The following is a 26839-nucleotide window of genomic DNA, read 5'->3' on the forward strand; positions in this document are numbered from 1 at the left end:
GAAGACAGCCGCGTCTATTAAGTCGCGCTGGATTTTGCCACCCGATTTCCGAATACGATCGTGCGGCGGCTATTTCGGCCGCGAGACGATCTCGATCATCTTGCCTTCGTCGTCGTCAGGCATCTCGGCCTTTGCGCGGGCGTAGGCATCGACTGCGGCACGCCCGAGTAGCGGTGCATCCGCGAGCAGGCTCTCGGCCAGCTTCACCGCATAGATCGCATCCTTGTAGCGGAGCGCCGACGTGAACGACGCGCCGGAGAAATCGCGCGCCACCATGCGTTTCGAATGCCGGATCACCTGCGGCGACGCCACCGCACCGGTCGCCATCGTTTCTGCCACCAGGTTCATGTCGAGTCCGGCCTGCTCGGCCATCGCGATTCCTTCGGCGAGGCTCGCGATCTGCACCGCGCCGATCAGATTGTTGATCAGCTTGTAGACCGTGCCGGTGCCGACTGCGCCGAAATGCCTGATGACGTCGCCGATCGGCGCGAGATAGGGTCTTGCGCGATCGAGATCGGCCGCGTCAGCACCGACGAGCAGGGTCAGCTTGCCGGCCGCCGCCGCTTGCGGAAGGCCGGTGACGGGACAATCGATATAGGTGAGCCCGCGCCCGCGCAGTTCGCGCGCCATGTCGAGCGCATGCTGGTGCGATACTGTCGAGCATTCGATCGCGAGGCTGCCCGCCTTCATCGTTGCAGCAGCGCCATCCTGGCCGAGCCAGACGGCACGCGATGCGTCGTCGTCGGCGACCATGGTGACGACGGCATCAGCACCGTTCGCGGCGTCCGCCGGAGATGAAGCCCAGCACGCGCCGCGCGCGATCAGGTCTTCCGCCTTGGCCTTGCTGCGATTCCACACCGCAACCGTAAAACCTGCATCGAGATAGCGGCCGGCCGTGCCATGGCCCATGCGGCCGAGCCCGATGAAGCCGACGTTGGTCATGGATTAGTCCACGTCCTCGACCTGGCCGGGCGCGGTGCCGAACGCGCGCTGCGCCAGCGTCGCCGCCATGAACTCGTCGAGATCGCCGTCGAGGACACCCGACGTATCCGAGGTCTGCACGCCGGTGCGCAGGTCCTTCACCATCTGGTAGGGCTGCAGGACGTAGGAGCGGATCTGATGGCCCCAGCCGATATCGGTCTTGGCGGCCTGATCGGCGGCGGCTTGCTCCTCGCGTCTCTTCAGTTCGATTTCGTAGAGCCGCGCACGCAGCATGTCCCAGGCCTGGGCGCGATTCTTGTGCTGCGAGCGGCCGGCCTGGCAGACCACCGCGACGCCGGTCGGAATATGCGTCAAGCGAACCGCGGATTCGGTCTTGTTGACGTGCTGGCCGCCGGCGCCGCCCGAGCGCATGGTGTCGGTGCGTACGTCGGATTCTTTAATGTCGATCTTGATGCTGTCGTCGACGACCGGAAAGATCGCCACGGAAGAAAACGAGGTGTGCCGGCGCGCGTTGGAATCGAACGGCGAGATCCGCACCAGGCGGTGCACGCCCGCTTCGGTCTTCAGCCAGCCATAGGCATTGTGCCCGCTGATCTGGATGGTGGCGGATTTCAGGCCGGCCTCTTCGCCTAGCGTTTCTTCCAGATACTCGATCTTGAAGCCGTGGTTTTCGGCCCAGCGCGTATACATGCGCAGGAGCATCGCGGCCCAGTCCTGGCTTTCGGTGCCGCCGGCGCCGGCATGCACTTCGAGATAGGAATCGAACTTGTCGGCCTCGCCGGACAGCAGCGCTTCCAGCTCGCGGCGGGCGACCTCTTTCTTCAGGGCTTTTAGCGCGTCCTCGGCCTCGACCACCACGCCTTCATCGTTCTCGGCCTCGCCGAGCGCAATCATTTCGACGTTGTCGTCGAGCTCGCGCTCGACCTTGCCGATGCCCTCGAGCGCATCCACCAGCGAGGTGCGCTCCTGCATTAGCTTCTGGGCTTTCTGGGGATCGTTCCAGAGGTTGGGGTCTTCGGCGAGCTTGTTCAGCTCGGCCAGCCGTGCCGTCGATTTCTCGACGTCAAAGATGCCTCCTCAGCAGCCCGACTGACTGCTTGATCTCTTCAACAAGGCGTTCGACTTCGGCGCGCATGGTCTCTTCTGTCTGCGGATGGAACCGCTACTGGATAGATGTTCAACGGGCCGGATGTAGCGGCGTACGCCGCAAAGCGCAATCGGCTCAGGCCAGTGAACTCGCGTTTTGTTTGATGCCGGCGGGCTAATACAGGTCGCCCGGGCGCATGACATTGGTGGCGTCAGGCGGGATTCCCGGCTGCATCGGCACCCGTCCGTCGTCGACCACGCCGACGACGGCGTAACTATCCGGCGGCGCGGTGCCCGGCTTGAACGCTTCCAGGATGGTGCGGCCACCCTCGCCCGGGTTGGGCCTCATGCCGCTCTTGGCGTCGACGCGCACCAGCCTGATGCCGGGAGGCACCTTGAACGGGACCGCCGGCTTGTCAGCGAGCGCAAGCTTCATGAAATCCTTGACGATCGGAGCGGCGGTATGGCCGCCTTGCGCGGCTCTGCCCAGACTGCGGGGCTTGTCATAGCCAAGATAGAGACCGACGACGAGATCAGGCGAAAAGCCGATGAACCAGACGTCTTTTCCGTCAGAGGTGGTGCCGGTTTTGCCCGCGATCGGCTTGCCCACCTGCCGCAGCACCGATGCTGTGCCGCCCTGCACCACCCCTTCCATCATCGAGGTGATCTGGTAGGCCGTCATCGGATCGAGCACCAACTCGCGGCGATCCACCAGTTGCGGCTCAGGTTGGTTTTTCCAGCCGCCGGGCGCGTCGCAACCGCGGCACTCGCGCGCATCATGCTTGAAGATGGTGCGGCCATAACGGTCCTGGATGCGGTCGATCAAGGTCGGCTTCACGCGACGGCCGCCATTGGCGAGCATCGAATAGGCCGTGACCATCCGCATCACTGTGGTTTCACCGGCGCCGAGCGAATAGGAAAGATAGTTCGGCAATTCATCATAGACGCCGAAACGTTTGGCATATTCGCCGATCAAGGGCATGCCAACGTCCTGCGCCAGCCGCACCGTCACGGTGTTGACCGACCATTTGAGGGCTTCACGCAGGGTAATGGGACCCCGGTAGCTGCCAACCGAAAAATTCTCCGGGCGCCAGACGCCGGCGCCCGGCCCCTGATCGATCTCGATCGGCCCGTCGACCATAATGGTCGATGGCGTATACCCATTGTCCATCGCCGCCGAATAGACCAGCGGCTTGAAAGTCGATCCCGGCTGCCGATAGGCCTGTGTCGCGCGATTGAACTGGCTTTGGTCGAACGAGAACCCACCCACCATCGCGAGCACGCGGCCGGTCCACGGATCCATCGCGACCATGGCGCCGGACACTTCAGGCAATTGCCGCAGGCGATACTGGCCTTCGACCGGCTTGCCCTCCTTGTCGAACAGCGGGTCGGCATAGATCACGTCGCCCGGCGACAAAATTTGCGAGACCGAGGCCTGCGTCTTGCCGCGCGCCGAACCGGAGGCCGGTTTCGCCCATCTGACACCGTCCAGCGTGATGAGGCCGGTTTGCCGGTCCTTGGAGATGGCGCCCCCCAGTTCGCGGCCGGGCTGGAAACCGATCCGCGCCGACTGATCTGATGTCTCCAGCACCACGGCCATCCGCCAGGGCGAGACGTCAGAGAGCGATTTGACGTCGGCGAGTTTCACGCCCCAGTCGCCGGAGATGTCGAGCTTGCTCACAGCTCCGCGCCAACCCTGGGCCTCGTCGAAGTTCACGAGACCGGCGGCCATCGCTTTGCGCGCCATCACCTGCAGCTTCGGATCGAGCGTGGCGCGGACCGACAGGCCGCCTTCATAGAGTTTCTTTTCGCCGTAGCGCTCGAAGATGTCGCGCCGGACTTCCTCGGCAAAATATTCGCCGGCAAAAGTATGCGCGGCATTGGAGCGGCTGGCCACGACCAGCGGTTCCTTGCGGGCCTTGTCGGCGTCGACTTGCTTGATCCAGCCGTTTTCCACGAGGCGATCGATCACATAGTTGCGCCGCTCGATCGACCGGTCGCGGTTGCGCACCGGATGCAACGTGCCCGGTGCCTTCGGAAGCGCTGCAAGATACGCCGCTTCCGCAACCGTCAGTTCGTTCACTGATTTGTCGAAATAGACCAGCGACGCCGCTGCGATGCCGTAGGCGCCGAGGCCGAGATAGATTTCGTTGAGATAGAGCTCGAGGATGCGGTCCTTCGAATACGCCCGCTCGATGCGCATCGCCAGCAAGGCTTCCTTGATCTTGCGGGTGAAGGAGACCTCGTTGGTCAGAAGAAAGTTCTTCGCGACCTGCTGGGTGATCGTCGACGCACCCTGCGGACGCTTGTTGGAGCCGAAGTTCTGCACATACGCCACGGCCGCGCGCGCCATGCCGGTGAAGTCCATGCCGCCATGCTCGTAAAAATTCTTGTCCTCGGCCGCGAGGAAGGCGTTGGTGACGAGTTTAGGCATCGCTTGGATCGGCAAATAGAGACGCCGTTCCTTGGCGTATTCTCCAAGCAGCGCGCCGTCCGACGCATGGATGCGCGTCATCACCGGCGGCTCGTAATCCTGAAGCTGCGAATAGTCGGGCAAGTCCCTGGAGAAATGCCAGATTGCGCCCGCGACGCCGGCCACGCCGACCAGAAACACCACGGTGCCGGCAGTAAACAGAAAACCCACAAACCGCACCAGCAAGCGCATTACCGAAATTCCATTCCAACCCTTGCGCCGCGACAGCCAGCGTTGGCCCTCGTGCGAGGGCTTTGCGCTATCCTCGGACGCCTATCTCGACCTCGGGCATCTCACTCTGCCGCGATACCAACTATCGGGACCCACCCGGGTCCAGACGCGTGTATCACGCAATGTCCAAGGATACATCCTGAGATTGCCGACGGCTCGCCCGGATCAATAAAGCCCGCCGGTGCCGGGCCGCATGATGTTGCCCGCAGCATCAGGCTGGTAGCCTTGCGGGTATCCCTGCGGCGCCCGGCCGTCCATGTCGGCAACACCGATAACCGAGTAATTGTCCGGCGGCGCGGTACCCGGCTTGAACGCTTCGAGGATGGTGCGGCCGCCCTCGCCCGGACCGACGCGCATGCCGCTCTTGGCATCGACGCGAACCAGCTTGATGCCCGCGGGCACCTTGAACGGGACCGCCGGCTTGTCGGCAAGCGCGAGCTTGAGGAAATCCTTGGCGATCGGCGCGGCGAGATGACCGCCGGTCATGCCGCGGCCGAGATTGCGCGGCTTGTCGAAGCCGACATAGATGCCGACCACGAGGTCCGGCGAAAAGCCGATGAACCACGCGTCTTTTTCATCGTTGGTGGTGCCGGTCTTGCCGGCAATGGGCTTGCCGACTTCCTTGACCACCGTCGCGGTGCCGGCCTGCACCACATATTCCATCATCGAGGTGATCTGGTAGGCCGTCATAGGGTCCAGCACCTGCTCGCGGCGATCCACCAGTTGCGGCTCGGCCTGGTTCTTCCAGCCGCTCGGCGCGTCGCAGCCGCGGCATTCGCGGGCGTCATGCTTGAAGATGGTGCGGCCGTAGCGGTCCTGGATGCGATCGATCAGGGTCGGCTTCACGCGGCGGCCGCCATTGGCGAACATGGAATAGGCCGTGACCATGCGCATGACCGTGGTTTCACCCGCGCCGAGCGCATAGGACAGGTAATTCGGCAATTCGTCATACACGCCGAAGCGCCGCGAATATTCGCCGATCAAGGGCATGCCGATGTCCTGCGCGAGCCGCACGGTCACCGTATTCAGCGATTGCCGGAGCGCGTTGCGCAGCGTCGTCGGCCCGCCGTATTTGCCGGACGAATAGTTCTCCGGGCGCCATACGCCGGCGCCCTGCCCCTGGTCGATTTCAATGGGCGCGTCGACCACGACGGTCGACGGCGTATAGCCGTTGTCCATTGCCGCCGAATAGACCAGCGGTTTGAACGACGAACCCGGCTGTCGATAGGCTTGTGTCGCGCGGTTGAACTGGCTCTGGTCGAACCGAGAAGCCGCCCACCATCGCCAGCACGCGGCCGGTCCACGGATCCATGGCGACCAACGCGCCGGACACTTCCGGCAACTGGCGCAGCCGGTATTGGCCCTCGACCGGTTTGCCCTCCTTGTCGAACAGCGGGTCGGCATAGATCACGTCGCCCGGCGACAGCACCTGCGCCACGGAGCTCGGCGTCCTGCCCTTGGCGGGTCCGGATGCAGCCTTGGCCCAGCGCACGCCATCGAGCGTGATGATGCCGGTCTGCCGCTGCTTGCTGACGGCGCCACCGAGTTCGCGGCCCGGTTGGAAACCGATCCGCGCCGACTGGTCGGATGTCTCCAGCACCACGGCCATACGCCAGGGCGAGATATCGGAAAGCGATTTGACATCGGCGAGTTTCACGCCCCAGTCGCCGGAAACATCGAGTTTGGAGGCCGCGCCGCGCCAGCCGCTGGCCTCGTCATACCGGACCAGACCGGCGACCATGGTCTTGCGCGCCATCACCTGCATTTTCGGATCGAGCGTGGCGCGGACCGACAGGCCGCCTTCGTACAGCTTCTTTTCGCCGTAACGCTCGAAGATGTCGCGCCGGACTTCCTCGGCGAAATATTCGCCGGCGAAGATATGCGCGCCGTTGCCGCGGCTGGTGACGTTGAGCTGTTCCTTGCGGGACTTGTCGGCGTCGGCCTGTTTGATCCAGCCGTTTTCCACGAGGCGGTCGATCACGTAATTGCGCCGCTCCACCGCGCGATCGCGGTTACGCACCGGGTGCAGCGCCGCTGGCGCTTTCGGCAACGCCGCCAGATAGGAGGCTTCCGCAACCGTCAGCTCATTCACCGATTTATCGAAATAGACCAGCGACGCCGCCGCGATGCCGTAGGCGCCAAGGCCGAGATAGATTTCATTGAGATAGAGCTCGAGGATGCGGTCCTTGGAGTAGGCGCGCTCGATGCGCATCGCCAGCAAGGCTTCCTTGATCTTGCGGGTGAAGGAGACCTCGTTGGTCAGGAGGAAGTTTTTGGCGACCTGCTGGGTGATCGTCGACGCGCCCTGCGGACGCTTGTTGGAGCCGAAATTCTGCGCATAGAGCACGGCCGCGCGCGCCATGCCGGTGAAGTCGATGCCGCCATGCTCGTAAAAATTCTTGTCTTCGGCCGCGAGGAACGCGTTGATGACGAGTTTTGGCACCGCCTGGATCGGCAGATAGAGCCGGCGCTCCTTGGAATATTCGCCGAGCAGCGCGCCGTCAGACGCGTGCACGCGCGTCATCACTGGCGGCTCGTAATCCTGAAGCTGCGAATAGTCGGGCAAGTCCTTGGAGAAATGCCAGATCGCACCCGCGACGCCGGCCACGCCGACCAGGAACACCACGGTGCCGGCCGCAAACAGGAAACCCAAAAACCGGACCAGCAAGCGCATTATCGAAGTTCCGTTCCAACCCTGTGCGCCGTCATCGCGGCGCCTATCCAGATACGGCAATCCCGCCGGACGGGTTGCCGCTACGCGGTCGAACAATAAAAGGTCCGGCGGACAATATTGACCGATTCCGAAGACCAGCAGTCCGTTTTCTATACCGTTGCCGCTGTGGCCAAACTAGGGCTTGGTCCATCGGACGGCCCCTTTTCAATCCACCCTTACGCCACGCGTACCGGGCTTTTCACTTGGCCGGTCCGGCAGTTGCCAGCCGTTTGGCCAGAAACGCATCAATTGCCTGCGCCATCGCGCCGACCGTCTTGTTCCGCCAAGTTTCCGATACCAGAAGCTCGAGGTCGCCCCTGTTCGAGACATAGCCGAGCTCGACCAGCACCGACGGCACGTCCGGGGCCTTCAGAACCCGGAAACCGGCCGATTTCAACGGATGCTTGTGCATCCGCACGGTATTCTTCATTTCACTCATCAGGATCCGTGCAAACCGGTTTGAAAAGGTTTTGGTCTCCCGCTGCACCAGGTCGATCAGGATGTCGGCGACTTCGGTCGGCTCGTCGACGAGGTTTACGCCGCCAATAGCGTCCGACTTATTTTCGGTATCGGCCAGCCGCTCGGCTTCGGAGTCGGAGGCCTTATCGGAAAGCGTGTAGATGGTGGCGCCATGGGCGTCGCCCTCGCCGCGCGGCAAAGCGTCAGCATGGATCGAGACGAACAGTGCCGCCGCCTCGTTGCGCGCGACCTTCACGCGGTCGCCAAGCGGTATGAAAGTGTCGTCCGTCCGGGTCATGACGACGCGATACTTGCCCGATTTCTCGATCCGGTCGCGCAGCGCCAGGCCGAAGGTCAGCACCAAGTTCTTTTCCATGATATCGCCGCCGCCGGCCTGGGTACCGTTGTCGACACCGCCATGACCGGGATCGATCACGATCACCGGCCGCTTGTCGGGCGCTTGCGGCGGCTGGGCGATTGGCGAATCCGGTTGAGCGGTGGCGTTGGCTTCGGCGATCGCGGGCCGCAGTTCGGGGCGGCTTTCCGGCGGCAGCGACTGGACAAAGGCGGTGCGGTCCACCTGTTCGAATTCGAGCACCAGCCGCGGCGGTTGGCCGTTGGCCGCTTCCAGTACATAGGATTTGGCGATCTTGGTCGGCCCCGTCAGGTCGAACACGATCCGTGATCCGCCGGGCATGACGAGACCATAACGGAACGCCTTGACCAGCCCCCGTCCCCCGGCTCCGATCCCGGCGGGAAGGTTGAAGCTGACCTGGGGAAGATCGACGACCACGCGATAAGGGTCCGCCAGCGCAAAGGCGCGAAACTGCACCGGCTTGTCCAGATCGAGGATGAAACGGGTCTGCCTGGCATCGCCAGCCAGCCGGGCATCGGACGCGATCGGGAAATTCGACACGGCCGCCGGGCCGGGGACGGCGGCGACGGAAGCCGGCGGTTGAGAAGCTCCTCCCTGGGCCGCGCAGGAGCCAATCATCTGGGTGCACAGCAATGCTGCGGTGCACAATAGCCCACATCCCAGCAAAACAAGGTGATTTGCGCGGCTCGCCAACGATTCGGTGCCTCCGGAGGAGCCTTCCCTTACCGCATTAGAACCGCAGGGTTAATTGGGCCTTAACATTTGATCACCGAAAAAACAGCAAGTGTTGCCGTGCAGCGACGCCCGGCGGCGGGTTCCCTTGCGCTTCCCTTGCACGGAGCCCCCGATCCACGTATGTACGAGGTGCTGACGGCTAATACTCCCGGTTGTGTCGCGTTCAGCCTCCCGGTGCAGCGCCGGAACCTCCGAAGCCCGGAGGAACCTGCGTCTTTCCCGATCCCTCCACAGCCAGCGCCGCGCGCGGCTGACACGGAGCGGCGGTTTCGAGCCCGAGCGGCGTCCGGTCCCAGGTACTTTTTCCAGGGGCGGTTTAAGACACGGCAAAACTGATTATCCGGACCCTATCGGTCCGATATGCGATGGCCGGCGGGCGTTTAGGCGCCGAACCGGGCCTTCAGCGATAAATGCGGCGGTATCCCTTTCCGCCAACATGTTCAGACGGGCCGACGCTTGATGCGCCAGACTGTGTTGCCGACCAAGATCCACGGAACGATCGCAACGACGCGAGGCGGAAGCTTCGCGCGTCGTATCGCTCTGGTGGGCCCCCGTTCGGCGCGGCGCCAAGAAGTGCGTTTTGGCCTTCCCCTCACCCCCGAATCAGGTGGACCGTCGCGTCACCGGGCCGCGCAATTTGCGCGCGCCATGCACCGCGCCCGCCCCCGTCAAGAGTTCCAAAATGCCCAACAAGATGTTGATCGACGCCACCCACCCGGAAGAGACCCGGGTCGTTGTGGTCCGCGGCAACCGCGTCGAAGAATTTGATTTCGAGACCGCCCAGCGCAAGCAACTCCGCGGCAATATCTATCTCGCCAAGGTCACGCGCGTAGAACCGTCGCTGCAGGCGGCGTTCATCGAATATGGCGGCAACCGCCATGGCTTCCTGGCGTTCAGCGAAATTCACCCGGATTACTACCAGATCCCGGTCGCCGACCGTCAGGCGTTGATCGAGGCCGACGAGCGCGCCCATCGCGAGGCCGAGGAAGAGAGCGAGAACCGCTCCAGCCATCGCCGCCGCTCGCGCCACCGCAATGCGCGCCGCCGCGGCCATGGCGACCGCGTCCAGAGCGACGTGGTCGAGGGTACCAGCGAGGATCCCTCGCAGGCCACCCAGCCCTATGAGCGCCAAGAAAATTTTCAAGATCAGGATTTTCAGGAACATCTGCACGAGCCTGAGGCCGCGCAGCAGGCCGGCGATACGCCGGCCCATGACGCCGAACATCACGCCGAAGCGGCTTCTCACGATCGTGATGCGCACGACCATGAGGCGCATGGTGACGAGCGGGCGCATGATGGCGACCGCCCCGCACATGATCACGACGAGCCCGAACAGGCTCGCGCCGCGAGCGAAGCGCCGGCCGCGGAGGTGCAATCCGATGCGCCTGCCCCTGCTTCGGTCGAAGCTGCCGAGGTGCAGGCCGAGGACGGCCATGACCACCGTCATGACGAGGAGCGCGCGCAGGAAAACGCCGCCCATGCCGACGACGTGCCGCACGTCGAGCACGTCGGCGATTATACTCCCCCTCCCGACGAACCCGCCGCGGCTCTGGAAGCCGATGACGGCCATGACGATGAGGATGATGGCGAGGACGCCGAAGAGGAAGTCGTCGAATCCGTCGGTGGCGACGACGTGCTGGAGGAAGTTCCGGAGCGCCCGTTCCGGCCACGCCGCCAGTACAAGATTCAGGAAGTCATCAAGCGCCGCCAGGTGATGCTGGTTCAGGTGGTCAAGGAAGAGCGCGGCAACAAGGGCGCGGCGTTGACGACCTACCTCTCGCTGGCCGGCCGCTATGCCGTCCTGATGCCCAATACCGCCCGCGGCGGCGGCATCAGCCGCAAGATCACCTCGGCCCAGGACCGTTCGCGGCTGAAGGAAGTGGTGCAGGACCTCGACGTGCCCGAGGGCATGGGGATCATCCTGCGCACGGCCGGCGCCTCGCGGACCAAGCCCGAGATCAAGCGCGACTTCGAATATCTGATCCGGATGTGGGAGACCGTGCGCGACATGACGCTGAAGTCGCAGGCCCCTACCCTCGTCTACGAGGAAGGCTCGCTGATCAAGCGCTCCCTGCGCGACCTCTACAACAAGGAAATCGACGAGATCCAGGTCGCCGGCGAGTCCGGATACCAGGAAGCGCGCGACTTCATGAAGATGCTGATGCCCTCGAACGTGCGGGCGGTGAAGCAGTATCGCGATGGCCAGCCGCTGTTCTCACGGATGGGTGTCGAGAGCCAGTTGGACGCGATGTTCTCGCCGACCGTGCAGCTACGCTCCGGCGGCTACATCGTCATCAACCAGACCGAGGCGCTGGTTTCGATCGACGTCAACTCCGGCCGCTCGACCCGCGAACATCACATCGAGGATACCGCGCTCAAGACCAATCTCGAGGCGGCCGAGGAAGTGGCGCGGCAGTTGCGTCTGCGCGATCTCGCCGGCCTGATCGTCATCGACTTCATCGACATGGACGAGAAGCGCAACAACCGCGCGGTCGAGCGCAAGCTCTCCGACTGCCTGCGGCAGGATCGCGCGCGCATCCAGGTCGGACGCATCTCGCATTTCGGTCTTCTGGAAATGTCGCGCCAGCGCATCCGTGCCAGCGTGCTGGAAAGCTCGACCGAGCCCTGCCCGCAATGCGGCGGCAGTGGCCATGTGCGCTCGGTCTCCTCGGTCGCGCTGCAATTGCTGCGCGGCATCGAGGAAATCCTGATGAAGGGCGCGACCCACAATCTGGTGGTGCGCACCCGCACCGACGTGGCGCTCTATGTGCTCAACCACAAGCGCGGCCACCTGCGCGATCTCGAAAACGCCTTCAAGGTCACGCTCGCCGTCGTCGCCGACGCCACCGTGAGCGGCCAGCAATCATACGTCATAGACCGCGGCGAGCAGGTCCACACGCTGGAAGCCGCCAAGGCGTTGCTGGCAGCGCAGGCTGCCGCCTTCCCGCCGCAGGTCGAGGAAGCTTATGACGACGACGAGGCGTTCGACATCGAGACCGAGTCCGAGATCGAAACCGAGGAGACCGAAGGGCTGACCGACGATGCCGCCGAGACAGCGGCGGGCGAAGGCGAAGGAGACGGTCACCGCCGCAAGCGGCGCCGGCGCCGGCGCGGCCGTGGCGAGCCGCGTGAAAGTGGTGCCCCGCGCGAGGACGGTGACGCGATGCGCGTCGCAAGCGAGACCATCGAAGGCGCGATCGCCGAGGACGGCGAAGCCGACGAGGACGAAGGCGACGAACAGGCCGGCACGGTCCGTGGCGATCAACTTGCCAGTGGCGAGCGGCGCCCGCGCCGCCGCGGCCGTCGCGGCGGACGCCGCCGGCGCGGTACCGGACTGGAAGATGGTCTTGCCGGGTCGATCGCAGACGAACTCGAGCCGCCCCCAGTTCCGGAGGCGACCAGCGCGGTTGCCGATTTCGAGGGCGCCTCGTCCGAGCCCGCGCCATCACTGGTGCAGGCCGACGCCCAGCCCGAACCGGTTTCGCCGCCGGCGGAGATGCAGCCTGCTGCCGATGCCCAGCCGGAGCCGGTTGCGAGTGCGCCGGCGCCAACCGCCGAGGAAACCAGGCAAGAAGCCGAGCGCGCCGCGGCGCGGCGGCGCTCGACCGTGCGCGAGAAAGTCAGCTTCGTGACCAGCGCTCCGGCCGAATCGGCGCCCGCCTTTAGCCAGAACGCGCCAGAGCCGAGCGCGCAGCCCGCGCCCGCTCCAGCCGAACCTGCGCCGGCCTCATCGGGCGAAACCGCGCCACGCAAGGCAGGCTGGTGGTCACGGCGCTTCGGCAGCGGCGAGTAAGGAATCGAACTCAAAAAGAAAACCGCCCGGCGAAAACCGGGCGGTTTTTATTGTCTGACGCGATGGCTTAACCGCGCGCGTCGAACATCCGCCGGGTGGCCGGCACGAGCGCCGCGCCGAGCGCGTTCTTGATCAGCGATGCCGCGATGAATGGCACAATGCCGACCAGCCACGCCTTTTCGACGCCGAGCTTCATGCCGAACGCAAGCCAACCAAATCCGGCGGCAAGAATGAGAACGTGCCCGAACGCCATCGCCACGAATAACCGGAGCACCGATCGGTCCCAGCCGCGCTCGCTCAACCATCCCGTCACGAAGGCCGCTGCTACGAAGCCGACGAGATATCCGGCCGTCGGACCGACGAACGGTGCGAGGCCGCCGACCGGGCCTGCGAATACCGGAAATCCGATCGCCCCCTCCGCCAGATAGGCCACGAGTGTAGCGCTGCCGAGCCGCCAGCCATAGGCTGCGCCGATCACCAGCACGACCAGCGTCTGCAGCGTCATCGGCACGTAGGGCAACGGCAAATTGACCTTCGCCGACAAGGTCAGCAGCGCCGTTCCCAGCGCGACCAGGATCACGCTGCGCAACAGGCCCGACGATCCATCGGCGCGATGCGGCCATAGCAGCGCGGCGAGCGGGAAATGCGATGGCGCGACGGTTTCAGTCATGGTTCTGGACACGGATAGCTCCCGGTTGGTTATAGGTGCGGATGAAGTGTGCGACAGGCCGGAGGTATTATCGCAGCCAACGCGCGATGCGCGTCACCGCTTCGCGCATCTCGTCGGCCGAGCGCGCATAGGAGAAGCGAATGAAGTTGCGGCCGTGGATCGGATCGAAATCGACGCCCGGCGTCGCCGCCACGTGCGCCTTCTCCAAGATGCGGCCGGCAAACTCGAAACTGTCGGACGTGAAATCCGAAACATCGGCGTAGAGGTAGAACGCGCCATCGGCCGGCAGGAACTTGGTGAGACCGGCCTTCGGCAATCCCTCGATCAGGATGCCGCGGTTCTCCTGGTAGCCGCGCTTGATCGCCTCCATCTCTTCGCGGCCTTCGAATGCCGCTTCGGCCGCGATCTGCGACAGCGTCGGCACCGAGATCGACAGGTTCTGCTGCAACCGCTCGATCGGGCGCACCAGAGCCTCCGGCACCACCATCCAGCCGACCCGCCAGCCGGTCATGCAGAAATATTTCGAGAACGAATTGATCACGAGCGCATGCGGCGAAAGCTCCGCCGCCGTCACCGCCGGAAACGCATAGTCGAGCCCATGATAGATCTCGTCGGAAATGAAGCGGATGCCCGCGCCTTCTGCCGCGTTGATCAGGCCGGTGAGCGCTTCGCGCGACATCATCGTTCCCGTCGGATTGGCTGGGCTGCCGACCAGCACCCCCTTCAGCGGCGCCTTGCAGTGCGCCGCCAGCAACGCCTCTCCTGTCAGCGCATGGCGCGTCGCGCTCGAGGTCTCGATCAGCACCGGCTCGCAACCGAGCGCGGTCAGAATATGCCGGTAGGGTGGATAACCCGGCACCGTGACCGCCACGCGATCCCCCGGCTCGAACATCGACAGGAACGCCAGAATGAATCCACCGGACGAGCCGGTCGTGATCACGATGCGGTCGGTGTCGACCGCGCAGCCGTAAGTGTCGCGGTAGTGCCTGGCAATCCGCGCACGCAGCGTGGGCATGCCGAGTGCGGAGGTGTAGTCGATCCGCGCCTCATCGAGCGCCGCGTGCGCGGCCGCGATCGCGGTTCTGGGCGCGGGCGCCGCCGGTTGCCCCACTTCCATGTGAATGACATGGCCGCCGGCCGCCTCAATGCGCGCTGCAGCCGCCATCACGTCCATCACCATGAAGGGCGGAACGTCGCTCCGCTCCGAGGGGGTCAGCAGCGCTGTCGCGCGGTCTCTAAGTGTCGATTCCAGCATCGATCTCTGCTATTGCACGGGCGCCGTTCCGAATTCGGGTTCCCGAGCCGGTAAGCGCCCCAGACTGGCCGTATTCGATGGCTTGTTATAGCGTTTTCAAGCGAAGTGATACCGGCTCGGTGAAGAAACGCGTTGAAACAACAAACTGGGACCCGTTTCTGATCCAATCGGAAACCGAACCGGCGTCCGGGCAAATCCGGATGCACCGCCAATCGCCAAAGACCGCTCATGCTGCTCCGCATCGCCCTACGCAAGAAATCACTGAATTTGACCACGTTGACGACTGCGGTCGCCCTTGCCGTCGCGCCGATGGCTGCGCTGGCGCAGGAGAACAGGGGCCCACCGGTGCTCCGCGACACCGAGACGGAACAATTGCTGCGCGAATATACGCGCCCGATCCTGCGCGCCGCCGGTCTGGAAAAGCAGAACATCCAGATGGTGATCATCAACCAGGGCGTCTTCAACGCCTTCGTTGCCGACGGCCGACGCATCTTCGTGAACTACGGCGCGATCATGCAGTCGGAGACGCCGAATCAGATCATCGGCGTGATGGCGCACGAAACCGGCCATCTTGCCGGCGGCCATCTCGCCAAGATGCGCGAGGAGATGGCGCGGGCCCAGACGCAGATGATCATCGCCATGCTGCTTGGCGCCGGCGCGATGGTCGCGGGCGCGCAAGGCGGCAGCAACAGCGGGTTGGCCAACGCCGGCGCGGCGATGTTTTCCGCGCCGGGAGAAATGATCCGCCGCAACCTGCTCTCCTATGTACGTCAGCAAGAGGAGAACGCCGACAAGGCCGGCGTGAAGTTTCTGACCGCCACAGGCCAGTCCGCCAGGGGCATGCACGAGACCTTCAAACGCTTCACCGACGAGAGCCTGTTTGCCGCGCGCGGCTCAGATCCTTACGTTCAGTCGCATCCGATGCCGGCCCAGCGCGTCGCCGCGCTGGAAGAGCTGGCACGGTCGAGCCCTTACTGGGACAAAAAGGACGACCCAGCCCTGCAACTGCGCCACGACATGGTGCGCGCCAAGATCTCGGCCTTCATGGAGCGGCAGGATACTGTGTACCGGCGCTATCCATTGTCCAACAACAGCCTGCCTGCGCGCTACGCCCATGCGATCGCGACTTATCGGCACGGCGACCTGCGCAGCGCGCTCGCACAGATCGACGCGCTGATTCAGCAGCAGCCCAACAATCCCTATTTCCACGAGGTGCGCGGCCAGGCGCTGCTGGAGGGCGGCAAGCCGCAGGAGGCTATCGCGCCGCTTCGCAAGGCCGTAGCACTTTCCAACAACTCGCCACTCATCGAGATGCTGCTTGGGCAGGCCCTCGTGGCAACCGGCAACAACGCCTACACCGACGAGGCGATTGCCATCCTGCGCGCGGCGGTAGCGCGCGAGAGCGAGGCACCGATCGGCTATATGCAGCTTGCGATGGCCTATGGCCGAAAAGGAGATTATGCGCAGGCCGATCTGGCGTCGGCCCAGGCCGCCTACCTGCGCGGCGACAGCAAGACGGCGCGCGATCTCGCCTCACGGGCAAAAACACGCTTCGCGATCGGGACGCCGGGATGGGTCAAGGCTGACGACATCGTGAACACCAAGCCGCTGCCCGGCCAGAAGGGCAACTAGAATTAAGCCGCATTCGGCTATAATCGGACTTGGTCACCAAAGACTTGATCATCAAGGACTTCGCTATCATCAAGGACTTCGCTATCAAGGATTTGGCCAACCCGAACCAAGATATTCTCGAGGAGCCGGCCTTCAGCAGAATTGCCCGGGAACTCGCCGCATAAGGATTTACCGATGCCCTCGTTCCGTCTTCTCATCCCCGCACTGTTCGCTTTGGCGCTCTGCGGCGCGCCGCTGTCCGCCTCCGCGCAGAGTTTTACCGACACCCAGCGCGGCGACATCGAGGCCATCATCCGCAATTACCTGATCGCGCATCCCGAGGTGCTCGAAGAGGCGATGACAGAACTCAGCAAGCGTCAGGCCGCAGCCGAAGCCGCCAAGCACGAAGCCGGCGTCGCCAAGAATGCGGACGCGATCTTCAACTCGCCGCGCAACGTCACGCTCGGCAACAAGGATGGCGACGTCGCCTTCGTCGAGTTCTTCGATTACAATTGCGGCTATTGCAAACGCGCGATGATGGACATGATGGAGCTGATGAAGAGCGACCCGAAGCTCAAGGTCGTCCTCAAGGAATTTCCGGTGCTGAGCGCGGGCTCGGTCGAAGCTGCTCAGGTCGGCGTCGCCGTGCGCATGCAGGATCCGACCGGCAAGAAATATCTCGACTTCCATCAGAAGCTGCTCACCGGCCGCGGCGCCGCCGACAAGGCACGCGCGATGGCCGTTGCCAAGGAAGTCGGCCTCGACATGGCGAAGCTGGAGAAGGATCTGAACAGCACGGAGGTGCGCAGCACGCTCGAGGAAAACTTCAAGCTCGCTGAGGCCATGGGCATGAACGGCACGCCCAGCTACGTGATCGGCAAGCAGGTCGTGATCGGCGCGGTCGGCGTCGAGGCCTTACGCGAAAAGATCAGCAACGCCCGCTGCGGCAAGGCGACCTGCTGAGGCGACGCTTCCTTCGCGCATGGCGTAAAAGGCCGGCTCGACAGCCGGCCTTTTCGTTTTCGTTGCAGCACTATGTGGCGCAGCGGTTCATCCCGCGTTCACAAAACAAAGCCGGCGGAACCGGCAAGTATCAGGAACATCAGCTAATTCCTTTCGTTGTCGGCGCGGGCAATGCAGAAACGTGAGGAGACATTCGAATGAGTAATCGCTTTCTGATGACGGTCGCGGCAGCGGCCCTGATCGCCGGAACCGGCTTTGCGAATGCTCAGGGCACCGGCATGGGACGCGGCGACGCGGGGTCGGCCGGTTCTGCGGCGCAGCAGGGCGCGCCTTCTGAGCGGGGCGGTGCCGCTTCCGAGCGGGGCGGTGCCGGCACTATGCAGCAGCGCGAACCCCGCGGCACCACCGGCATGGGACAGTCCGAGCAGAAGTCGATGGGCGGTGAAAAGGCCCAACGCAGCGAAGACCGCATGAAGGGCGGCAAGGACATGAAGGCCGAGGGCAAAGAGGACCGCGGCAGCATGAAGGGCGACAAGGGCCAGACGACGGGCCAAGGCATGCAGCGTGAACAGGGCACGACCCAGCGTGACCGCGACCGGACCACGACGCAGGGCCGTGACCAAATGCAGCGTGACCAGAAGGTCCAAGGCCAGCAGGACCGCGACCGCACGCAGACCCAGGGCGGAGCCGCGGGCGAAACGACCACAACAGGTCAGGCCGGCGCGGGCGCCAAGCTCTCGACCGAGCAGCGCACCCAGATCACCAACGTGATCAAGGAGACACGCGTTCAGCCGGTGACGAACGTGAACTTCTCGGTTTCGGTCGGCACCCGCATCCCGCGCGACGTGACCTTCCACACGCTGCCCGCGCGCGTGGTGACGATCTATCCGGAATGGCGCAGGTATAAGTACATCCTCGTCAGGGAGCAGATCGTGATCGTCGATCCGAACACCTACGAGATCGTGGCGATTCTGGACGCCTGACAGCGGCCTTTCGCAAGGAAAAGGGCGGGCAGCAATGCCCGCCCTTTTCGCTGATCAAGAGCATGACCAAGCCGCAGCAGACCAGGCAATCGATTCACTCCATTGGTTAATGAATAAATTCAGCGGGTTATATCCGCCTTTTTATGAACAGGGTAAGGCCCTTGAAAGGCTCCCAGGACGGCCTAAAGGCTTCCCCTTGGCCGCGTTGTTACCTATAACCCCGCGACCCGCCCGCCCCTTTTTGCTGGAATCCGGATGGCCCAAGGAAGCGCCCAAGCCTCTGCCGCGACGATTTATGTGCTCAACGGCCCGAACCTCAACATGTTGGGGACGCGCGAGCCGGAAACCTATGGCCATGCGACGCTCGCCGACGTCGAAAAGCTGTGCGTCGAAACGGCGGCACAGTTCGGCCTGAAGGCCGATTGCCGCCAGTCCAACCGCGAGGGCGAGTTGATCGACTTCATCCATGAGGCGCATGCGAAGAAGGCGGCCGGCATCATCATCAACGCCGGTGGTTATTCGCACACCTCGATCGCGTTGCACGATGCGCTGGTCGCGGTCAAAATCCCGACGGTGGAAGTGCACATCAGCAACATCCACGCCCGCGAGAGCTTCCGTCACCACTCCTTCACGGCCATGGCCGCCTTTGCTTCGCTCTGTGGTTTCGGCGTCGACGGCTACCGGCTCGCAATATCAGGCCTGGCCGCCAAACTCGGCGCCAAGGCCAAAGACTGACTTCAAAAAACTGACATCAAACATCTGACGTCGAACGACACCTGACGCTTAAGCCGTCACCCACATCGAGAATTCCGGATCAAGAGCATGGCCCGCCAGCCCGACAACAAATCAGCGGACAAATCAGCCGCAAATCTAAAGAGCGACGACAGCGCGCTCATTCGCGAACTCGCGCTGTTGCTGGACGAGACCAGCCTGACCGAGATCGAGATCGAGCGCGCCGGCTTAAGGGTGCGTGTCGCGCGCAATATCAGCGTGTCGGCGGCGATGCCGGCGAGCTTCCAGCCGGCGCCGGCCGCGGCGGCAGCCATCGCTGCGGGTAGCGCGGCGGTTGCCGACCTGGCCAAGCATCCGGGCGTGGTCCCCTCGCCGATGGTCGGCACCGCCTATTGGGCGCCTGAGCCCGGCGCCAAGCCGTTCATCGAGGTCGGCACCAAGGTTTCGGCCGGCCAGACTCTCCTGATCATCGAAGCGATGAAGACGATGAACCAGATCCCGTCGCCGCGTGCCGGCACGGTGACGCAAATTCTCGTCGAGGACGGCCAGCCGGTCGAATTCGGCGAACCGCTCGTGATCATTGAATAGAGGCGAATGGCGAGTAGCGAATAGCGAATGGTGAAGAGAGTGTTTCCCTATTCGCTATTCGCCATTCGCTACTCGCGGCTTGGAAAAACATGTTCGACAAGATCCTCATAGCCAATCGCGGCGAAATTGCCCTGCGCGTGCTGCGCGCCTGCAAGGAACTCGGCATCTCCACCGTTGCCGTGCATTCCACCGCCGACGCCGACGCGATGCACGTGCGGCTCGCCGACGAGAGCGTCTGCATCGGGCCGCCGCCTTCAAAGGATTCCTATCTCAACGTCCCGGCGCTGCTCGCGGCCTGCGAGATAACGGGCGCGGATGCCGTGCATCCCGGCTACGGCTTTCTTTCCGAGAACGCCCGCTTCGCCGAAATCCTCGCCGAGCACAATCTGCATTTCATCGGCCCGAAGGCCGAACACATCCGCCTGATGGGCGACAAGATCGAGGCCAAGAAGACCGCAAAGCGGCTTGGCATTCCGGTGGTGCCGGGCTCCGACGGCGCGGTCTCGTCGGACGACGACGCGCTGGCGATCGGCAAGGCGATCGGTTTTCCGGTGCTGGTGAAAGCTGCCGCCGGCGGCGGCGGACGCGGCATGAAGGTAGCGCGCACCGCCGACGACCTGATGCTGGCGCTGTCCACCGCCTCCAACGAGGCGAAATCCGCATTCGGCGACGCCTCGGTCTATCTCGAAAAATATCTGCAGAAGCCGCGCCACATCGAGATCCAAATTCTCGGCGACGGCCGCGGCGGCGCGATCCATCTCGGCGAGCGCGATTGCTCGCTGCAGCGCCGTCACCAGAAGGTCTGGGAAGAAGGCCCCTCGCCGGTTCTCGCCGCCGCCGCCCGCGCCAAGATCGGCGAGACCTGCGCCAAGGCGATGCGGGACATGAAATATCTCGGCGTCGGCACCATCGAATTTCTCTATGAGGATGGCGAGTTCTATTTCATCGAGATGAACACCCGCATCCAGGTCGAGCATCCCGTCACCGAGAGCATCACCGACATCGACCTCGTGCTGGAGCAAATCCGCATCGCCGCCGGCGGCGACCTGCCCGCGAAGCAGGAAGAGATTGCTATCATCGGGCATGCCATCGAATGCCGCGTCAATGCGGAAAACCCGCAGACCTTCCGCCCCTCGCCCGGCAAGATCACGCAATTCCATCCGCCCGGCGGGCTCGGCGTGCGGATCGATTCCGCCGTCTATCAGGGCTACGTCATTCCGCCCTATTATGACTCGCTCGTCGGCAAGCTGATCGTGCACGGCAAGACTCGCGCCGAATGCCTGATGCGGCTGCGCCGGGCGCTCGACGAGATGGTGGTCGACGGCATCGAAACCACCCTGCCGCTGTTCCGGGCACTGGTCCGGGAGGCCGATATCATCAACGGCGACTACCACATTCACTGGCTCGAGCAGTACCTCGCCGGCCAACCCGCGGACGGCTAGAGCTCTGGGCGCGAAGATTGCCTGAAATTTTCGACGGCCGATGGAACCGATGGGTTCCATCGCACGTTGGGATGTACAGGGGGTTGCCGGGGGCGCGTATTCCGCTTGTCCATGACGCGAGATCACCGTGATCGCTGATGTCCAGCGCAAGCGCGCCGTGGGCCACATCCTGCTGCTTGCGGCGGGGCTATTGGTGTTGACCGCCATCAGCGCGGGTTCGGTCCATCTGGTGAACAAGGCGCGCGAGGACGCGCGCGCGGTGCAACGCACCGTCGAGGTCGAGAACCAGATATCGCTCGTCCAATTGCAATTGCGGCGTGCCGAAAGCGCACAGCGCGGCTACCTCGCAACATTGCGCCCCGACTTTCGGACCGACTTTGAGCAAGCCATGTCCGAACTGGCGCCGGCGCTGACGCGGTTGGGCCGGCTTGTCAGCGACAATCCGGTTCAACGGGGGCTCATGAACGAGATGATGCCGCTCTACGACCAGCGCATCGATGAATTCCGTACGACGATGGAGCTGGCCCGGTCCCAGCGCCTGAACGATGCCTCCAAGATCGTGCGCGAGGGCATCGGGCGCGACACCATGAAACACATTGACGATCTAGCCGTGCGGATGCGAACCGAGGAGGACCGTCTGTTTGTCGAGCGCACGACCAACGCCGATCGCAGCCAGACCTTGGCGGCCTCGATCACCGGCATCGGCTCGGGTTTCGTGGTCGTGTTGGCTGGCATTGCGATCTTCCTGGTCCGCCGTTCGTCGCGCGCACGCGACGAGGCCGACGCCAGGCTGCGCGACAGCCACCTCAACCTCGAGGCCACCATCGACGAGCGCACGGCGGATCTGCGTGAAGCCAATGACGAGATCCAGCGTTTCGCCTACATCGTCAGCCACGATCTGCGCTCGCCGCTGGTGAACATAATGGGCTTCACGAGCGAGCTGGAGGAATTGCGCGGCGACATCTTCAAGCGGATCGCAGCGCTTTCCCGCGTGCAATCCGAAGCGCCGCCCGCCCCGGAAAATGCCACCGATACCGCCGAGCCCGTACTCGAAGGTCCCGACCAGAAGCTCTCGGAGGATTTCTCCGAAGCGCTCAGCTTCATCAAATCGTCGATCGGCAAGATGGATCGGCTGATATCGGCGATCCTCAATCTCACCCGCGAGGGGCGGCGCGAGTTCGAGCCGGTCCGGATCGATACCAAAGAACTGATCGAGGGCATTGCGGCGACCGTGGCGCACCAGGCCGCGGAGGCCCAGGCCGAGATCCGGATCGACGCATTGCCGAATATCGTCACCGATCGCCTTGCGCTGGAGCAGATATTCTCCAATCTGATCGATAATGCGCTCAAATATCTCAAAACCGGCGTGCCTGGCGAAATCACGATTCGCGGTCGCACCAAGCTCGGCTTTGCGGTATTCGAGATATCAGACAACGGCCGCGGCATCGATCCCAAGGACCATCAGCGCATTTTCGATTTGTTCCGCCGCGCGGGAACCCAGGACAAGCCGGGACAAGGCATCGGGCTTGCTCATGTCCGCGCATTGGTGCGCCGCTTGGGGGGAACCATGTCGGTCGCATCGGAACTTCACCAGGGCAGCACGTTCACGATAACACTGCCCATTAATTGGCCAGCAGGTAACCGGAACATACGGATATGAGTAATCCAGTCACCATCATCATGATCGAGGACGACGAGGGCCACGCTCGCCTGATCGAACGGAATATACGCCGATCCGGCGTAAACAATGAGATAGTACCGTTCACCAGCGGTACAGAAGCGCTGAACTACCTGTTCGGCAAGGACGGGACGGGCCTCGACCACAAGGGCGGCGCGCTCCTGATCTTGCTCGATCTCAACTTGCCCGATACGTCCGGTATCGACATTCTGAAGCGGGTGAAAGAAAACCAGTATCTCAAGACCACGCCGGTCGTGGTACTGACCACGACCGACGACTCCTACGAGATCAAGCGCTGCTACGAACTCGGTTGCAACGTCTACATCACCAAGCCCGTGAACTACGAAAGCTTCGCCAACGCCATTCGCCAACTCGGTCTGTTCTTCTCCGTCATTCAGGTCCCTCCGGCCGCCGTATGAAACCCGCGACGCCGACGCTGCTCTATATCGACGACGACGCCGGCCTCGCCCGGCTGGTCGACCGCGGCCTGACGCGGGCAGGCTTCAAGGTCGTGCACGCGGCGGGCGGCGAAGAAGGCCTGGCGCGGCTGGCGCAAGGCGGTATCGACGTGATTGCGCTCGACCAGTACATGCCGGGTCTCGACGGCCTCGAAACGCTCGAACGCATCATGGCGATACCGGACGCCCCGCCGGTGGTGTTTGTCACGGCCGCGCAGGATTCGGCGATCGCCGTCACGGCGCTGAAGGCCGGCGCTGCCGACTATCTCGTCAAGGACACGCGGGGCGATTTCATTCCGCTGCTTCAGGTCGCGATTTCCGGCGCGCTCAGGCAGGCCGAGCTTCAACGGGCCCGCGACGAAGCCGAAGCCGAGGTTCACTCCTCGCGCGACCGCTATGCGGCGCTCGCCGCCGAACGTGAAGTGCTGCTGCGCGAAGTCAACCACCGCGTCGGCAACTCCCTGCAGATCATCGCCTCGTTGCTGCACTTGCAGGCCAATTCGGCGACCCAGGACGACGTCAAGGCGGCACTGACCAATGCGATGGGACGCGTCGCGGCGGTCGCCCAGGTCCACCGCCGTCTCTACACCTCGCACGATCTCAAGAGCGTGCTGTTGAACCAGTATCTCGAAGCTCTGCTGGAAGATCTCCGCCGTTCGGCCGAGGGCAACAGGATGTCGCGGCTGACGCTCAAGGCCGAACCGATCGAGATCGACCCGGACCGCGCAGTGGCGATCGGCATCATCGTCAACGAACTGGTGATGAACGCCGTCAAATACGCCTATCCCGACGGCGCCGGTCCCATTCACGTCGAGCTCAAGCCCGAGGGCGAAGACCTCGTGGTCTCGATCGCGGACGACGGCGTCGGCCTCAACGCCAAGTCGGACCCGCGCTCCACCGGCATGGGACAACGCATCGTGAGCGCCATGGCCGCCAAACTGGATGCCAGTGCCGAGCGCGATCCCAACCACCACGGCACCAGGATCGTACTGCGTTTCCGCCGCATCCCAGCAGCGGTGCCGAAGTCGACCAACGCCGCGGCGAGTTAGGCTAGTCCCTCGCCGTCGCCGCTTCGATCGCCCGCGCAGCCGAGACAAGAACGTCCGCCACCTCGATCGCACGGCGTGGGCCCAATCTGTTGCGCATGGCGGAGAGCGTAATCGCGGCGGCGGGTTGGCCGTCAGGAGTCCGGATCCAGGCCGAAAGCGACTTCGTTCCCTGCACGAGGCCGACATCACGCAGATTGTAGCCTCGGCGCCGCGCGAGCTGGATCTGTCCGAGCACGGTGGCTGTATCGGTCCGGTAGGCGCCAAAACGCGTTTCGTTGGCGAGCACGATCTTGCGCGCCTCCGCTGACGGCATGGCGGCCAGGATCGCCACGCCAGCGCTGCTGACGCCCAAGGGACGCCGCACGCCGACCTCGATCGACAACACCTGGATCGGATAGCTACCGATGCGGCGCGCCACGCACAGCGTATCGAGGCCGGTGCGCACCGTGAGAAACAAGGTATCGCCGAGTTGCGCCGATGCTGCCGCCAGATGCGGCTCGGCTGCAACCATCAGGGGCGAACGCGATGGACGCGCCAGCGCCAGTTCGGGCACCTGGCGGCCGACGACATAATTTCCCGTCCGCTCGCTGCGTTCGACAATCCCCTCCTCGATCAGCACATGCACGATGCGATGTACCGTCGGGCGAGCGAGCGAGGTCGCCTGCACGACTTCAGCCAACGGTACGCCTCGTTCCCCACCAACCGCGAGCGTCCGCAGCACGGCCAACGCGCGGCGGATCGCCTGCCCACCCTGCCGCGGCCCTCCTGTCTTTAACCGACCATTCGTCATACGCCCCGCCCGCTGTCCACAATGTGGACAAAAACACCACAATTTGGTCGACAGCGGAAGGGCTGCGCGCAAGATCGCTGCCGCGGAACAATACATGCGCATGCCGCTCGGGACGGGGCTCGCGCAAAACAAGAATGTAGCGGCAGATGTGCCGCTTTTCGGGAGAATGCGATGAAATTTTTCGCGATCGCAGGCATCGCTCTGTCGGCACTATTCACGGCAGCGTTGAACGCACCGGCAGGCGCCCAGCAATGGCCGGCGCGTCAGGTTAAGCTGATCGTCCCTTACCCGGCAGGCGGCAATGTCGATAGCGCCGCGCGCGTCATCGCCGACAGGCTGCAGGCGAAGCTGGGCCAGCCGTTCATCGTGGAAAACAAGGCTGGCGCCGGCGGACTGATCGCCGGCGAGGCGTTCGCGAAAATGCCGGCCGACGGCTACGCCTTGTTCGTCGGCGCCAATGGTCCCGTGCTGTTCGCACCCGAGATCGCCAAGCGCGAGGCCTACAACTGGAAGCGGGACTTCGTTCCCATCACCTCGATCACGATGACGCCGCTGGTGCTCGAAGTGCATCCGTCGGTTCAGGCTAAGGACTTGAAGGAATTCATCGAGCTCGCGCGCCGCGATCCGGGCAAGCTGACGATGGCCTCGCCCGGCCAAGGCACCACCAACCATCTGCTCAGCGAGCTCATGCAGTCGACGCTGGGCCTGCAATGGCTGACGGTGCACTACCGCGGCAACGCGCCCGCTCTCAACGACCTGATCGGCGGACAGGTGCAGTTTGCCCTGGACCAGATCTCGGTCGGATTGCCTTCGATCAAGAGCGGCATGCTGCGTGCACTCGCCGTCACCGGCAGCCGCCGCGCCTCCTGGCTACCGGATGTCCCGACCTTCACCGAACTCGGCCACAAGGAATTTGACGGCCAGACCTTTACCGGCCTGTTCGCGCCCGCACGCACGCCGCCCGAAATCGTGACCAAGCTCCACGATACCCTCGCGGAGATCCTGAAAGATCCCGCCGTCGTCGAGAAGTTCAACGCGCTCGGCGCCGAGGCCGTATCGATGACGCCGGCAGAGTTCACGAGCTACCTCGAACGCGAGGACGCGAAGTGGATTCCCGTCGTCCGCAAGGCGAACATCAAGGCTGATTGAAGCGTATCCCGATGCGGATCGATCCTGCATATCTCGACGCTGAAACGGCCTACCGGCTGATCACCGGCGTCGTGGTGCCCCGCCCGATCGCCTGGGTGACCAGCCTGTCGAGCGGCGGGGTGCTCAACCTCGCGCCATTCTCTGCCTTTACGTTCGTCTCCCCGAAGCCGCCGATGCTGGCCATCAGCGTCGGCCGCAAGGGTGGAATCTACAAGGATACCGCGCAGAACATCCTCAACAACGAGGAATATGTCGTTCACATCGCGGACTCCAGCCTGATGACGGCAGTGCACGAGAGCTCCACCGAACATCCGCCCGACGTCAGCGAGGTCGAGGAGTTGCGGCTTTCGACACTGCCGGGAGAGCGCATCAAGGTGCCTCGTCTCGCGGCCGCACCGATTGCGATGGAATGCCGCTTCCGGCAGTGCCTCGAATTCGGCGAGACCCGTAGCCGGCTGATCGTCGGCGAAGTACTGGTCTTCCACATCAGGGATGGCCTTTTGAACAACGGCAAGATCGAAACCGAGGCGCTCGACCCGATCGCCCGCATCGCCGGCCCGCGTTACGCCAAGCTCGGCGAGATCGTCACCTTAAAACCCGTATTCCAGACGTCCAAAACTGAATCCTGAAGCGTGCCGCGCCATCGCGCGCCGCGCTGATCCG

Annotated in this window: 19 protein-coding genes and 1 pseudogene; 12 read left to right on the plus strand and 8 right to left on the minus strand. The window is 63.8% G+C overall.

Annotation, left to right across the window (positions count from 1 at the left end; all coding sequences use genetic code 11):
- Nucleotides 1-69 precede the first annotated feature (69 nt).
- The 5 genes and pseudogenes from V1278_RS23485 to V1278_RS23505 form a co-directional block, all read right to left on the minus strand.
- A complete protein-coding gene (locus V1278_RS23485) occupies nucleotides 70-942 on the minus strand; it encodes an NAD(P)-dependent oxidoreductase (protein WP_334382338.1) in 873 nt (290 codons plus the stop codon).
- 3 nt (nucleotides 943-945) lie between these two features.
- A protein-coding gene (gene prfB, locus V1278_RS23490; protein ID WP_334382339.1) for a peptide chain release factor 2 occupies nucleotides 946-2077 on the minus strand; the annotation gives its coding sequence in 2 pieces (ribosomal slippage) (nucleotides 946-2007 and nucleotides 2009-2077; 1131 coding nt in all).
- A gap of 126 nt (nucleotides 2078-2203) precedes the next feature.
- Nucleotides 2204-4693 (minus strand): penicillin-binding protein 1A, encoded by a 2490-nt coding sequence (locus V1278_RS23495; RefSeq protein WP_334382340.1) that lies wholly within the window; start codon nucleotides 4691-4693, stop codon nucleotides 2204-2206.
- 204 nt (nucleotides 4694-4897) lie between these two features.
- Nucleotides 4898-7406, minus strand: a pseudogene (locus V1278_RS23500) (penicillin-binding protein 1A).
- A gap of 238 nt (nucleotides 7407-7644) precedes the next feature.
- Nucleotides 7645-8973 (minus strand): N-acetylmuramoyl-L-alanine amidase, encoded by a 1329-nt coding sequence (locus V1278_RS23505; protein ID WP_334382341.1) that lies wholly within the window; start codon nucleotides 8971-8973, stop codon nucleotides 7645-7647.
- 724 nt (nucleotides 8974-9697) lie between these two features.
- On the opposite strand from V1278_RS23505, the gene V1278_RS23510 reads away from it, so the two are divergent.
- Nucleotides 9698-12808, plus strand: a complete 3111-nt coding sequence (locus V1278_RS23510) for an Rne/Rng family ribonuclease (protein WP_334382342.1) — start codon at nucleotides 9698-9700, stop codon at nucleotides 12806-12808.
- A 67-nt stretch (nucleotides 12809-12875) separates the two neighbouring features.
- Here the strand turns inward: V1278_RS23510 and V1278_RS23515 are convergent, their stop codons facing one another.
- A complete protein-coding gene (locus tag V1278_RS23515; RefSeq protein WP_334384243.1) occupies nucleotides 12876-13478 on the minus strand; it encodes a biotin transporter BioY in 603 nt (200 codons plus the stop codon).
- Between the two features lie 67 nt (nucleotides 13479-13545).
- Entirely contained in the window at nucleotides 13546-14733 is a 1188-nt protein-coding gene (locus V1278_RS23520; RefSeq protein ID WP_334382343.1) for a pyridoxal phosphate-dependent aminotransferase, read from the minus strand.
- 228 nt (nucleotides 14734-14961) lie between these two features.
- Between V1278_RS23520 and V1278_RS23525 the strand changes: the two genes are divergently transcribed.
- From V1278_RS23525 to V1278_RS23565, 9 genes are all read left to right on the plus strand, one after another.
- Nucleotides 14962-16365: a M48 family metalloprotease gene (locus V1278_RS23525; protein WP_334382344.1), complete on the plus strand. Its 1404-nt coding sequence runs from the start codon at nucleotides 14962-14964 to the stop codon at nucleotides 16363-16365.
- 174 nt (nucleotides 16366-16539) lie between these two features.
- A complete protein-coding gene (locus V1278_RS23530; RefSeq protein WP_334368732.1) occupies nucleotides 16540-17307 on the plus strand; it encodes a DsbA family protein in 768 nt (255 codons plus the stop codon).
- Between the two features lie 197 nt (nucleotides 17308-17504).
- The gene (locus tag V1278_RS23535) at nucleotides 17505-18290 is read left to right on the plus strand and encodes a DUF1236 domain-containing protein (RefSeq protein WP_334382345.1); all 786 of its coding nucleotides are present in this window, start codon (nucleotides 17505-17507) and stop codon (nucleotides 18288-18290) included.
- 255 nt (nucleotides 18291-18545) lie between these two features.
- Nucleotides 18546-19025, plus strand: a complete 480-nt coding sequence (gene aroQ, locus V1278_RS23540; protein WP_057845236.1) for a type II 3-dehydroquinate dehydratase — start codon at nucleotides 18546-18548, stop codon at nucleotides 19023-19025.
- A gap of 87 nt (nucleotides 19026-19112) precedes the next feature.
- Complete coding sequence (gene accB / locus V1278_RS23545) at nucleotides 19113-19610, plus strand: acetyl-CoA carboxylase biotin carboxyl carrier protein (protein ID WP_334368730.1); 498 nt, start codon at nucleotides 19113-19115, stop codon at nucleotides 19608-19610.
- A gap of 89 nt (nucleotides 19611-19699) precedes the next feature.
- Complete coding sequence (accC, locus tag V1278_RS23550) at nucleotides 19700-21052, plus strand: acetyl-CoA carboxylase biotin carboxylase subunit (RefSeq protein ID WP_057845234.1); 1353 nt, start codon at nucleotides 19700-19702, stop codon at nucleotides 21050-21052.
- Nucleotides 21053-21179: 127 nt separating this feature from the next.
- Entirely contained in the window at nucleotides 21180-22712 is a 1533-nt protein-coding gene (locus tag V1278_RS23555; protein WP_334382346.1) for a sensor histidine kinase, read from the plus strand.
- Nucleotides 22709-23149, plus strand: a complete 441-nt coding sequence (locus V1278_RS23560) for a response regulator (protein WP_334382347.1) — start codon at nucleotides 22709-22711, stop codon at nucleotides 23147-23149. Before V1278_RS23555 ends, V1278_RS23560 begins: the two co-directional genes overlap by 4 nt.
- On the plus strand, nucleotides 23146-24237 hold the full coding sequence (locus tag V1278_RS23565; protein ID WP_334382348.1) for a sensor histidine kinase: 1092 nt from the start codon (nucleotides 23146-23148) through the stop codon (nucleotides 24235-24237). Before V1278_RS23560 ends, V1278_RS23565 begins: the two co-directional genes overlap by 4 nt.
- Before the next feature lies 1 nt (nucleotide 24238).
- On the opposite strand, the gene V1278_RS23570 is transcribed toward V1278_RS23565, so the two are convergent.
- Entirely contained in the window at nucleotides 24239-25027 is a 789-nt protein-coding gene (locus V1278_RS23570; RefSeq protein ID WP_334382349.1) for an IclR family transcriptional regulator, read from the minus strand.
- Nucleotides 25028-25198: 171 nt separating this feature from the next.
- Between V1278_RS23570 and V1278_RS23575 the strand changes: the two genes are divergently transcribed.
- Nucleotides 25199-26176: a Bug family tripartite tricarboxylate transporter substrate binding protein gene (locus tag V1278_RS23575; RefSeq protein ID WP_334382350.1), complete on the plus strand. Its 978-nt coding sequence runs from the start codon at nucleotides 25199-25201 to the stop codon at nucleotides 26174-26176.
- 11 nt (nucleotides 26177-26187) lie between these two features.
- Nucleotides 26188-26805, plus strand: coding sequence for a flavin reductase family protein (locus V1278_RS23580; RefSeq protein WP_171579794.1), 618 nt, complete (start codon nucleotides 26188-26190; stop codon nucleotides 26803-26805).
- Nucleotides 26806-26839: the final 34 nt, after the last annotated feature.

It is taken from the genome of Bradyrhizobium sp. AZCC 1577 (assembly GCF_036924575.1).
Classification (GTDB): Bacteria; Pseudomonadota; Alphaproteobacteria; order Rhizobiales; family Xanthobacteraceae; genus Bradyrhizobium.